The organism is Rhodoferax sp., assembly GCF_039922535.1.
In the GTDB taxonomy this organism is placed as follows: Bacteria; Pseudomonadota; Gammaproteobacteria; order Burkholderiales; family Burkholderiaceae_C; genus Rhodoferax_B.
Map to the genome: position 1 here is coordinate 1 of NZ_JBDTEM010000340.1, position 10,992 is coordinate 10,992.

The 10,992-nt window shown below is 59.5% G+C and carries 12 protein-coding genes; 4 read left to right on the plus strand and 8 right to left on the minus strand.

All coding sequences use genetic code 11. The features are described 5' to 3' along the window. Positions 1-60: 60 nt before the first annotated feature. The 4 genes from ABI213_RS16165 to ABI213_RS16180 form a co-directional block, all read right to left on the minus strand. Positions 61-975, minus strand: a complete 915-nt coding sequence (locus ABI213_RS16165; RefSeq protein WP_348007186.1) for an NAD(P)-dependent oxidoreductase — start codon at positions 973-975, stop codon at positions 61-63. 146 nt (positions 976-1,121) lie between these two features. Continuing rightward, positions 1,122-2,258 carry a PilT/PilU family type 4a pilus ATPase gene (locus ABI213_RS16170; RefSeq protein ID WP_348007185.1) on the minus strand — a complete coding sequence of 379 codons (1,137 nt, stop codon included), beginning with the start codon at positions 2,256-2,258 and terminating at the stop codon, positions 1,122-1,124. Between the two features lie 11 nt (positions 2,259-2,269). Then, complete coding sequence (locus ABI213_RS16175; RefSeq protein WP_348007184.1) at positions 2,270-2,902, minus strand: cyclic nucleotide-binding domain-containing protein; 633 nt, start codon at positions 2,900-2,902, stop codon at positions 2,270-2,272. Between the two features lie 28 nt (positions 2,903-2,930). Next, positions 2,931-3,974 (minus strand): type IV pilus twitching motility protein PilT, encoded by a 1,044-nt coding sequence (locus ABI213_RS16180; protein WP_348007183.1) that lies wholly within the window; start codon positions 3,972-3,974, stop codon positions 2,931-2,933. A 37-nt stretch (positions 3,975-4,011) separates the two neighbouring features. Between ABI213_RS16180 and ABI213_RS16185 the strand changes: the two genes are divergently transcribed. Then, positions 4,012-4,704, plus strand: a complete 693-nt coding sequence (locus ABI213_RS16185) for a YggS family pyridoxal phosphate-dependent enzyme (RefSeq protein WP_348007197.1) — start codon at positions 4,012-4,014, stop codon at positions 4,702-4,704. Between the two features lie 25 nt (positions 4,705-4,729). Here ABI213_RS16185 and ABI213_RS16190 read toward each other — a convergent pair whose 3' ends face one another. The 4 genes from ABI213_RS16190 to ABI213_RS16205 all read right to left on the minus strand — a co-directional run bounded on the left by ABI213_RS16190 (position 4,730) and on the right by ABI213_RS16205 (position 8,051). Then, on the minus strand, positions 4,730-5,158 hold the full coding sequence (locus ABI213_RS16190; RefSeq protein ID WP_348027849.1) for an OmpA family protein: 429 nt from the start codon (positions 5,156-5,158) through the stop codon (positions 4,730-4,732). Positions 5,159-5,271: 113 nt separating this feature from the next. Continuing rightward, positions 5,272-6,531: a diguanylate cyclase gene (locus ABI213_RS16195; RefSeq protein ID WP_348027851.1), complete on the minus strand. Its 1,260-nt coding sequence runs from the start codon at positions 6,529-6,531 to the stop codon at positions 5,272-5,274. A gap of 607 nt (positions 6,532-7,138) precedes the next feature. Beyond that, the gene (locus ABI213_RS16200) at positions 7,139-7,615 is read right to left on the minus strand and encodes an Lrp/AsnC ligand binding domain-containing protein (RefSeq protein WP_348007180.1); all 477 of its coding nucleotides are present in this window, start codon (positions 7,613-7,615) and stop codon (positions 7,139-7,141) included. A 10-nt stretch (positions 7,616-7,625) separates the two neighbouring features. Continuing rightward, the gene (locus ABI213_RS16205; RefSeq protein ID WP_348027853.1) at positions 7,626-8,051 is read right to left on the minus strand and encodes an Lrp/AsnC family transcriptional regulator; all 426 of its coding nucleotides are present in this window, start codon (positions 8,049-8,051) and stop codon (positions 7,626-7,628) included. Positions 8,052-8,253: 202 nt separating this feature from the next. Here ABI213_RS16205 and ABI213_RS16210 point away from each other — a divergent pair, with 202 nt between their 5' ends. From ABI213_RS16210 to ABI213_RS16220, 3 genes are all read left to right on the plus strand, one after another. Then, positions 8,254-9,297 (plus strand): porin, encoded by a 1,044-nt coding sequence (locus tag ABI213_RS16210; protein WP_348007179.1) that lies wholly within the window; start codon positions 8,254-8,256, stop codon positions 9,295-9,297. A gap of 206 nt (positions 9,298-9,503) precedes the next feature. Beyond that, a complete protein-coding gene (locus ABI213_RS16215; protein WP_348007178.1) occupies positions 9,504-10,592 on the plus strand; it encodes an ornithine cyclodeaminase in 1,089 nt (362 codons plus the stop codon). Continuing rightward, a partial coding sequence (locus ABI213_RS16220; RefSeq protein WP_348027855.1) for an arginase family protein occupies positions 10,589-10,992 on the plus strand: 404 nt, incomplete at its 3' end. The genes ABI213_RS16215 and ABI213_RS16220, both read left to right, overlap by 4 nt.

Genomic DNA, 10,992 nt, shown 5'->3' on the forward strand with positions numbered 1-10,992 from the left:
CGGCCCCCAAGCCCTGAGGCTGGTTGTATAGAAATAAAAAAGGGCCTTGTGGCCCTTTTTTTATTTCAGCCGTTTGATCAGGCTGGAGGTGTCCCAGCGCTGGCCGCCCATTTGCTGCACATCGGCATAAAACTGGTCTACCAGGGCGGTGACCGGCAAGCGCGCGCCGTTGCGCTTGGCTTCGTCCAGCACCAGGCCCAGGTCTTTGCGCATCCAGTCCACGGCAAAGCCGAATTCAAACTGGTCGGCCACCATGGTTTTGCCCCGGTTGTCCATTTGCCAGCTTTGGGCCGCGCCCTTGCCAATCACTTCTAGCACCTGCACCATGTCCAGCCCCGCATGTTGGCCAAAGGCCACGGCCTCGCTCAGGCCCTGCACCAAGCCGGCGATGCAAATCTGGTTCACCATCTTGGCCAACTGGCCTGCGCCGCTGTCACCCACCCGGGTGCAGGCGCGCGAGAATGCCATGGCGGTGGGGGCGATGGCATCAAAGGCGGCTTGGTCGCCACCGCACATGACCGTCAGCAGGCCGTTTTGTGCCCCGGCCTGGCCGCCAGACACCGGTGCGTCAATGAAGCGCAGGCCCAGGGTGCGGGCGGCCCCGTCTAGCTCGCGGGCCACTTCGGCCGATGCGGTGGTGTGGTCCACAAAAATCGCGTCCGGCTCCATGCCCGCAAAAGCGCCGTCGGCGCCTAGCGTGACCGAGCGCAGATCCGCATCGTTACCGACGCAGCAAAACACGATGTCTGCTCCCCGCGCAGCCAGGCGTGGAGTTTCGGCCTGTTTTGGGGCTCCGGCGCTGGTGTACTCTGCACAGAAAGCTATTGATTTGGTAGCGGTACGGTTGTACACGGTGACCGAGTGCCCCGCCAGCGCCAGGTGCGCCGCCATCGGGTAGCCCATCACGCCCAGGCCGAGGAAGGCGACTTTTTGGGTAGGAACGGCGGTGTAGGTTTTGGGGTTGGTACTAGACATGGGTGGTAAATGTTAGCGGGTGATAGGTTGGCGGGCACAGCTCAAGGACGTGGCTGACTCTATCCGAGGATGCCACGGAACTGGCTTTGCCCGGCCGTAAGAATCGCGCCCTGAAAGACGCGAAGCACTGCAGTCTGGAGGTGAGCCTAAACGATGGCGAAATGCTCGGTCCCAGCCGCCAGATCCTGGGTTTTGGCGCGCTGGCTGTTGAGCTTGATTTGCAAACGCAGGTCGTTGAGCGAGTCGGCGTGGCGCAGGGCATCTTCGTAGCTGATGAGCTGACCCTCGTAGGCATCGAACAGGGCTTGGTCAAAGGTCTGCATGCCCAGGTTGCGGCTCTTCTTCATGATCTCTTTGATCTCGGTGACTTCGCCTTTGAAGATCAAGTCCGAAATCAACGGGGTGTTGAGCAAAATCTCGACTGCTGCCGCCCGGCCCTTGCCGTCTTGCCGGGGAATCAGGCGTTGCGACACGACGGCACGCAGGTTCAGCGATAAATCCATCAGCAACTGGGCCCGGCGCTCTTCGGGGAAGAAGTTCAGGATGCGGTCAAGCGCCTGGTTGGCGTTGTTGGCGTGCAGCGTGGCCAGGCACAGGTGACCGGTCTCGGCGAAGGCTACGGCGTGTTCCATGGTGGTGCGGTCACGGATTTCACCCATCAGAATGACATCGGGGGCCTGGCGCAGCGAGTTCTTCAGGGCCGCGTCCCAGCTGTCGGTGTCCAGGCCTACTTCGCGCTGGGTGACGACGCAGTTTTTATGCGGGTGCACAAACTCCACCGGATCTTCGATGGTGATGATGTGGCCATACGAGTTCTCGTTGCGCCAATCGACCATGGAGGCCAGGGTGGTGGATTTGCCGCAACCGGTGCCGCCGACCAGAATGCACAGGCCGCGCTTGGTCATCGCTACGTCTTTCAGGATCTGTGGCATGCCCAGGCCGTCCACGGTGGGGATGCTGACCGGGATCACCCGCAGCACCATGCCCACCTTGCCTTGTTGCACAAAGGCATTCACGCGGAATCGACCAATGCCCGCTGGCGAGATGGCAAAGTTGCATTCCTTGGTCCGTTCAAATTCGGCTGCCTGCTTGTCGTTCATCACCGAACGTGCCAGGGCCAGCGTGTGGGCGGCAGTGAGCGGCTGGGGTGAGACTTTGGTGACCTTGCCATCGACCTTGATGCCGGGCGGAAATTCGGAGGTGATGAAAAGGTCACTGCCGTTGCGGCTGACCATGAGCTTCAAGAGGTCGTTGATGAATTTGCTGGCTTGATCGCGTTCCATCGTGTGTGCCTTCAGTTGGGACGGTCGCTGAACCGCGCGCTGATGGCGCGTAGCCGCAGCGAGAGTTTGCGTGCCAGCAGGGCAATCAGGCAGGCCGCCAACCGGGGGTCGCTGTTCATCATGTCGTCCATCGACTCGGCGCTGAGCGCGGCGATTTCGCAGTCGTCCAGCGTAGTGCACGCCGAAAAGCGGATGCCGCTGTCGAGCAAAGACATTTCCCCCAGGATGTCGCCTGGCCGGGTCTCGGCCAGCCGCAGGTGTTCGCCCCAAGGCTGCAGCCGGTCTACCGCGATCGTGCCTTTGAGTAGAACGACCATGAAGTTGCCGTACTCTCCCTGGCGGATGATGTCGCGCCCGCCAGGCACCAGAGCGAATTGGAAAAAGCGTTCCATGCGCTCGATGGAGGCCGGGTCGAGCTGCTCCATATTCTTGTCTTTGGCCCACAGGGCTTGCAGGGTGCGCACGCTGCTGCCGGTGGGCAGGCGCTTGGCCCCGACTTCGATGGCGCGAGCTTCCCACGGCACCAGCATCGAAGGGTCGATGTTTTGGCCGTTGAACGCGGTGGTGAACAGCATCGAGTCCGGCGGTGCTGCCTCCGGTTTGGGCTCCGACTTGTGGAGTAAAAACTCCAGAATACCCTTCATGGGGTGCTCCAATCGTGGTGGGTCATGTTCATCCCGGGAAGTTTTCCGGAATTTTGGCTTTGCCCCGGGCTTCTGCCGGGCTGATGATGTTGCGGCGGACCAAATCGGTCAGATTTTGGTCGAGTGTCTGCATGCCCACGCTGCTGCTCGTTTGGATGGTGGAATACATCTGGGCCACCTTCGCTTCGCGAATCAGGTTACGGATGGCGCTGGTGCCTAGCATGATCTCGTGTGCGGCCACCCGGCCCTGGCCGTCCTTGGTCTTGCACAGGGTTTGTGAGATGACGGCCTGCAGTGATTCCGACAGCATGGCGCGGACCATTTCTTTTTCTTCGGCTGGGAATACGTCAATGATCCGGTCAATGGTTTTGGCTGCGCTGGAGGTGTGCAAGGTGCCAAACACCAGATGCCCGGTTTCTGCCGCCGTCATGGCCAGTCGGATAGTTTCCAGGTCGCGCATTTCGCCGACCAGAATGGCATCCGGGTCTTCACGCAGGGCCGAGCGCAGGGCGGCGGCAAAGCTCAGCGTGTGTGGGCCCACTTCGCGCTGGTTGATCAGACATTTTTTGGATTCGTGGACAAACTCGATGGGGTCTTCTACCGTCAACACGTGGCCGTACTCGGTCTCATTGAGGTGGTTCACCATCGCGGCCAGCGTGGTGGACTTGCCCGAACCCGTAGGGCCGGTCACCAGCACCATGCCACGTGGTTTGAGGGCCAGATCGCCAAAAATCTTGGGCGCGTTGAGCTGCTCTAGCGTGAGAATCTTTGACGGAATGGTCCGCAGCACTGCGCCTGCGCCCCGTGCGTGGTTGAATGCATTCACGCGGAACCGCGCCAGGCCCTCAATTTCGAACGAGAAATCGACCTCTAAAAACTCTTCGTACTGTTTGCGCTGGCTGTCGCTCATGATGTCGTAGACCATGGCGTGGACGGTTTTGTGGTCCAGCGGATCAACGTTGATGCGGCGCACATCGCCATGTACGCGGATCATGGGCGGCAAGCCGGCCGACAAGTGCAAGTCCGAGGCTTTGTTTTTTACGCTGAATGCGAGCAGTTGGGTGATGTCCACGGAGCCCCTTGATGTTTGGTACGCTGTAGGTTTGATTATGACTACGATTAGTAACAATCTCCAAGGCGTTCGTGAGCGCATCGTTACAGCGTGTACGCGTGCATTGCGGCCAAGCCACAGCGTGGGCCTGCTGGCCGTTTCCAAAACCTGGGGGCCCGAGGCGGTGCGCGAGGCTTTTGCGGCAGGGCAGACCCGATTCGGCGAAAACTACATCCAGGAGGCGGTAGAGAAAATCGCTGCTTTGCAGGATTTGCCCCTCGAATGGCACTGCATCGGCCCCATCCAAAGCAATAAAACGGCGTTGGTGGCTGCGCATTTTGACTGGGTGCACAGCATCGACAGGGTCAAAATCGCCCAGCGGTTGAATGACCAGCGCCCGACAAACTTACCGCCTCTGCAGGTGTGTCTGCAAATCAATGTGGACGGTGGTGTGAGTAAATCCGGTGTGCCGCCTGCTGATGCATGGGCGCTGGCGACCCAGGTTGCAACTTTACCCCGACTGTGTTTGCGGGGCCTGATGGTGATCCCAGAGCCCGCGGCGGACTACGCAGGGCAGCTGGCTGTATTCGCGCAGGCCAAAGCCTTGTTTGACAGCCTTGCCGAAGCGATTCGACCCGTGGCCTCCCGTTTTGATACCTTGTCGATGGGGATGACGGCTGACCTGGATGCCGCGGTGGCGGCTGGCAGCAGTATGGTGCGCGTGGGCACCGCTATTTTTGGGGCGCGGTAACCGGGTCCGTAAGGAGCCCGTGGCATTACTGTGCGGGCACGATCACCGCAACCCGTCGGTTTTGCATGCGTCCTGCAGGGGTGTCGTTGGCCACCACCGGGCGGTCTTTGCCCCAGCCTCGGACTTCCATGCCGTCCAAGGGTAAGCCTTGCGATGCCAGTGCACGTGCGACGGCCTCGGCTCGGCGCAGGGACAGCGTTTGGTTGAACGCTGCAGAACCTACATTGTCGGTATGCCCCTCTACTTTCAGGTGGTCAATACCCAGCCGTTCCAAGGCGCTGCCGATGCGGGTGGTCACGGCCTGGCTTTCGCTATCTATGGCATCCGATGCGGTATCAAACAGTATCTTGCCCGAAATAGGGTATTCCCAGCCTTCTTCGGTGCGAACAAAGCCCAGGCGCTGTAATTCGGCTGTGCGCTGTGCAGCAGGATCTAAGGTGGGTGCCGGAGGCATTGATTGGCATGCGCCCAACAAGACCAGCGTGAAAATGGCTGCGGATCCCAGGAGGTGGCGGCGTGCTGGAAAGTCCGTGTGTGGTCGCGTTCTTGGGTGGATACGTGGTGGCATTACGGAGCTTCTCGTTCGTCGACCGGATGCAGGGGGCCATGTCCGTCATGTTGATCGGTGTAGGCATTAAAAATGTGGCGCTGCCCGCGTTGTTGGCTCTTGACCCGGTACATCGCCCGGTCGGCGGCACGCAGAAGTTGTTCTGCGGTTTGACCGTGTATGGGGTAGATCGCAATGCCAATGCTCAGCGATGGCACGATGTGGTCTTGTGGTCGACTATCCAGTGGCAAGGCCATACTGGCGATAATTTTGTCGGCAATCCGCGCGGCATCCTCCACGTTGTGCAGAGGTGCTAGCAAAATGGCAAATTCATCGCCTCCGAGGCGGGCCACTACATCGTTTTCCCGCACTTGCGCCCGAACCCGATCGGCTACTTCAATCAAAAGGGTATCACCCACTGCATGGCCATAACGGTCGTTAATTGACTTGAAGTGGTCATTATCTAAGTATAAAACCGCCAAACTACCCCCGGTGGTCTGGATGTCTTGCAGCGCTCTGGTGAGGCGGCGGCGAAAGTATGTGCGGTTGGGCAGGCCGGTCAGACTGTCGTGGTTGGCGAGGTGCGAAAGGGATTTATTTTCTTGGTGCAGTTGGGTCTGGTAAGCCTCTATTTCCATCAGCAAGGCGTTGAAATCTTCGCCCAGTTGGTGGAATTCTGTGATGTTGGATGCGGGTGCCCGGGCCGCGGTGGCGCGGTCAAACCGGGCGGCGTGAGTCACACTGGTCAGGACGAGTACTGGTTGAAGAATATCCTTCTGGATACGCCGTGACAGCTGGCGTACCGCCACCGCTCCAAACCCCAGGCATACAAGCATGCCTGCCAAGTCCATCAATATAAATCCCACAAAGCCTGCGCCGTCGCCACGCAGGCGCACTTCGGCAATGCGCTTGCTTTGGTACATCACTGGCGTGATGGTGGGCTGGGGCAAGAGCAGGGCAACGATACGGTCGCCTACGGCATCGGGCAGGCTGTCGGTCGGTCGGATATAGCGTCCCAGCAAGGTACCATGGGCATCCACAATCTGGGCGCTGGCCAGAGATTCTTGGCGTGCAATCAGCCCCAGTGATTCCTGGATGGCAATTGTGTCTCGAAACACTATCGCGGCTTCCGTTGTGTAGGCAATCGACCGAGCTACCAGTTGCAGGTTCTGGTCTGCGGCGCTGCGCAATGCGACCAAGGCGGCTACTGTCAGTGCAAATCCCACCGCCAGCATCACGATGGTGGCGACGCGGAAATGGGCATGTTGCAAGGTGGCCAACAGGCTTACCCGGCTTGCTGCTGGCGAGGGCGTGTGGGTGTGCTGGCTCATGGGAGGGCCTTCGCAGCGCGCCGCCCGAGTCGCAGGACCTGCGGATTTACCCGCACGCCGCTGCGGGCAACTGCATCTAAATTGACTTCAAAGTGCACTCTATTTGGGTCATTGGGATCTAGGCACACCATGGCACCCGCTGCACATGGTGGAATGCGTTCGCTGACGGTCAGCACGGGAGATCCCACTACATTGGAAAATATGCGGCGGGAAGTGGATTCGTCCAGCGTACCTATATACAAAGCATCGCACTGGGTGGCTATAGGTGCGTCATTGTCGAGCGCCAGTGCATGTATGACGATGGGCCGATGGGCCAGGGCCGCCAATCCGTTCTTCAGCAAGTGTTCTGTATGTATGCCGCGTCCCACAACACACAAGCGCAGCGGCATGGATTCGTTGGGCCAACGTGCGTAACTCAATATGCCCAGCAATGTCTCCGAGACGCCAAGCCGCTCAACCTCCATTGGAGGCTGCTGGGCCAACGTCAAACTGGTCAAAACGCAGAATGCGCTGCCCAACAGCGCACGCAGCGTGGCAGGTAGACGGACTGTGTACCTCATGCCAGGCGCAGGCGGGTAGAGTTTTTAACCTCTTCCATCACCGCGTAGGTACGGGTTTCGCGCACACCGGGTAGCTGCCATAGCACCGTACCCGCAAAGTCTCGGTACGCTAGCATGTCGGCCATGCGGGTTTTCAGGAGGTAGTCAAAGCCACCGGCCACCATGTGGCACTCCATGATCTCGGGGCGGACCTGCACGGCGGCCTTGAATGCATCAAACACATTGGGCGTGGTGCGGTCCAGCAGTACCTCCACAAACACCATCATCGATGCACCCAATTGCAGCGGATTCAGGCGCGCTTCGTAACCCAAGATGTAGTTGTCTTTGGTGAGGCGCTGCACCCGCGCCAGCACCGCCGTGGGCGACAAAGCCACCTTCTCCGCTAGTTTGAGGTTGGAAATGCGACCATCCTCCTGCAAAAATCCCAGGATCTTCAGGTCGATTCGGTCCAGGTCGGGGAAGGGCGTTGTCACCAAGATGGAATCAGGATAAACGGTAGGTTGCAAGGTGGATGCTGGTTTCGGTGCTGCTGATGCCGCGCACCAGCCGAATGCGTTCCAACACCTGCGACAGTTCAGCCAAGTGTGCCGCACGCAGCTCGGCCAGCAAGTCCCATTGGCCGTTGGTGTCGTGCAGGGTGGCAACGCCTGGTTCGCCCAGCAGGCTGTCGATGACTGCACGGGTGGCATTGCCGGCGACCGCAATCGACATCCAGGCGGAAATGCCATGGGGCTCAGCATCGGGTCGCAGCCGCACGGTGTAGCCGACGATCACGCCCGCATCCTCCAGCTTGGTAATGCGGTTGGTGACCGTGCCGCGGGACACCCCTAGCTTGTGCGCCAGAGTGGCTACCGTGGTTCGGGCGTCTTTACGTAACAAAGAGATCAGCTGTTGGTCGGTCACATCCATCGCTGTATTTTGCGGCCATTCATTGGGGAAAAATAGTTGTGACGACACAAAGTCAATGCCACAAAGGGCAATCAATAATGCAATCGGCTGTGTTTTAAAAGCAACAATGCATGATCGTTTTTATAGGGTTATCGCTAGTAGCTTTGGGTTTTGGTGCACACTTGCCTACGTTATTTCTTTTTAACCCGATAGGAACATTGATATGAAAAAGAGTTTGATCGCACTGGCAGTTCTGGCCTCCACTGGCGCAATGGCCCAGTCTTCCGTGACTTTGTACGGTATCGTTGACGTTGCTCTGCAATCGGCTAAGGTTACCGGCGCTCCACGTTTGAACACCGTTGCCAGCGGCAATGTGAACGGCAGCCGTTTCGGCCTGAAGGGTTCGGAAGATCTGGGCGGCGGCTTGAAGGCTCTGTTCGTTCTGGAAAACGGTTTCAGCGTTGACACCGGCGCTTCCGGTGGCGGTGCTGGCCTGAATGGCATCACCAACACCAAAGCTGCTACCGCGATTTTCGGCCGTCAAGCCTACGTCGGTTTGGCTGGTGGCTTCGGCGAATTCCGTATCGGTAATGTGAAAACCGCTTACGACGACACGGCCATCAACAGCGATACCGTGTTTGACTCTAACTACGCTCCTGCCTACTCGGTGTGGGCTAACGGTGCTGGCTACAACGCCGCTCCTGGCAACTCGGTGTACTACACCTCGCCTTCGTTTGGCGGTGTGACGGTTACGGGTAGCTACGCTTTGGGCGAAAACAAGACCGCAACGACCAACGCCAAAGGCCTGGGTGCTGTGAACGTTCAGTACACTGGCGGCCCAATCTACGCTAGCTTGGCTTACCAAGAAGACAAGACTTCGGCTCCTGGTGTCGGCACCACTCCTACCGGCTCTTACAAAGACACTTTGGCCAACTTCTCGTACGACTTGGGTGTTGTCAAGCTGCTGAGCAGCTACAACCGCCACGTTGATACCAGCAACACCAAGTCGGACCAGTTCCAACTGGGTGCGGACGTTCCAGTGGGCGCAGCTCTGACCCTGTCGGGCGGCTATGCTTACTCCAAAGACAAGCCTGCGAATGGCGTGGCTGGCGACAAGCGCGATGGTTTCGGCATTGGTGCCAAGTACGCCCTGTCCAAGCGTACCTTTGTTTACACCGGCGCTACCTACTACGAAACCAAGCCAGCTGGCGGCGGTTCCAAAGTTAAGGGCGACATCTACGCAGTGGGCATTCAGCACTCCTTCTAAATCCACGCTGGCGTAAGCCAGTAGGGTTCTAGATGACAAAAAGCCACCCGGTTTTCCGGGTGGCTTTTTTTTATGGCCGATTTGCCTTTATGGCAGTTTTATATGACAAAACGTCAATATCCATGCATAAAGCTAGCAAACCTGTCGATTTACATTGGCATGCCGCCTGGCGACACTAGATGCATTCCCCACCACAGGCCTGCACCATGACTACCACCTCCCTCGTTTCCACCCCTTTCCTCAGCGCCCATGACGTGGCCACCATCGTGCAGCGCAAGGGGCTGGATGCCTGTCTGCGCGGTATGGCCGAGACCATCCAGGCGGACTTTCTGCGCTGGGAAGCGTTTGACAAATGTGCCCGTGTGGCCAGCCACTCTACCGACGGCGTGATCGAGCTGATGCCGATTGCCGACGACCTGAGCTACGCCTTCAAATACGTCAACGGCCACCCTAAAAACAACCAACTCCACGGCCTGCCCACGGTGATGGCATTTGGCGTGCTGGCCAGCGTGGCCACCGGCGTGCCCGAGCTGCTGAGCGAGCTGACCCTGACCACCGCCATTCGCACCGCCGCCACCTCGGTGGTGGCAGCCCGTGCCCTGGCCCGCCCCAACAGCCGCCGCATGGCGCTGATCGGCAACGGCGCGCAAAGCGAATTCCAGGCCCTGGCCTTCCACCACCTGATGGGCATCGAAGAGGTACGCCTGTTCGACACCGACCCGCTGGCCACCGCCAAGCTGGCCGACAACCTGCGTAATACCGCCCTTAAAGTTGTCATCTGCACCAGCACCGCCCAGGCCGTGCGCGGTGCCGACATCGTCACCACCGTCACCGCCGACAAAACCAACGCCACCATCCTCACCCCCGAGATGTTGGAGCCCGGCATGCACATCAACGGCGTGGGCGGCGACTGCCCTGGCAAAACCGAGTTGCACCCCGACGTGCTGCGCGCTGCCAGCGTGTTTGTGGAATACGAGCCGCAAACCCGCATCGAAGGCGACCTGCAGCAACTGCCCGCCGATTTTGCCGTCACCGAACTCTGGCAAGTGCTGAACGGCAGCGCCGTGGGCCGCACCAGCGACGCGCAAATCACCGTGTTCGATTCCGTCGGCTTTGCCATGGAAGACTATTCGGCCCTGCGCTTCATGCGCGATACCGCCCGCGAATTGGGTCTGGGCCAGCGTTTGGCGCTGATTCCCGACCTCGCCGACCCGAAAGATTTGTATAGTCTGGTACGTCCTAGCGCTTCCCGCGTTGCGGCACCAGCCCTACTAGCAGAAACCATAGCAGCATGAGCAATCTCAGCAAGGGCGTAAGCCTGATTGGCGTCCCCACCGACATCGGCGCGGGCGTACGCGGCGCACGCATGGGCCCCGAGGCGTTGCGGGTCGCGGGCCTGGCCCAGGCGCTGGCCCAGTCGGGTCTGGACGTGCGCGACTGCGGCAATATCCGCGGCCCCGCCAATCCCTGGCTGCCCCCGGTAGACGGCTACCGCCATCTGCCCGAAGTGGCGCAATGGAATACCTTGACCCACAAAGTGGTCTACACCGAACTGCAGTTTGGCCGCCTGCCCATCATGCTGGGCGGTGACCATTGCCTAGGCATCGGCTCCATCAGCGCCGTGGCCCGTTTTTGTCGCGAGCAAGGCAAAAAACTCCGCGTGCTGTGGCTGGATGCGCATGCCGACTTCAACAC

Coding starts and splice junctions, on each gene's coding strand:
- ABI213_RS16210 (WP_348007179.1), top strand. CDS start 8,254: ATGAAAAAGAGTTTGATCGCACTGGCAGTTCTGGCCTCCACTGGCGCA.
- ABI213_RS16185 (WP_348007197.1), top strand. CDS start 4,012: ATGACTACGATTAGTAACAATCTCCAAGGCGTTCGTGAGCGCATCGTT.
- ABI213_RS16215 (WP_348007178.1), top strand. CDS start 9,504: ATGACTACCACCTCCCTCGTTTCCACCCCTTTCCTCAGCGCCCATGAC.
- ABI213_RS16165 (WP_348007186.1), bottom strand. CDS start 975: ATGTCTAGTACCAACCCCAAAACCTACACCGCCGTTCCTACCCAAAAA.
- ABI213_RS16205 (WP_348027853.1), bottom strand. CDS start 8,051: ATGGATGTGACCGACCAACAGCTGATCTCTTTGTTACGTAAAGACGCC.
- ABI213_RS16190 (WP_348027849.1), bottom strand. CDS start 5,158: ATGCCTCCGGCACCCACCTTAGATCCTGCTGCACAGCGCACAGCCGAA.
- ABI213_RS16170 (WP_348007185.1), bottom strand. CDS start 2,258: ATGGAACGCGATCAAGCCAGCAAATTCATCAACGACCTCTTGAAGCTC.
- ABI213_RS16175 (WP_348007184.1), bottom strand. CDS start 2,902: ATGAAGGGTATTCTGGAGTTTTTACTCCACAAGTCGGAGCCCAAACCG.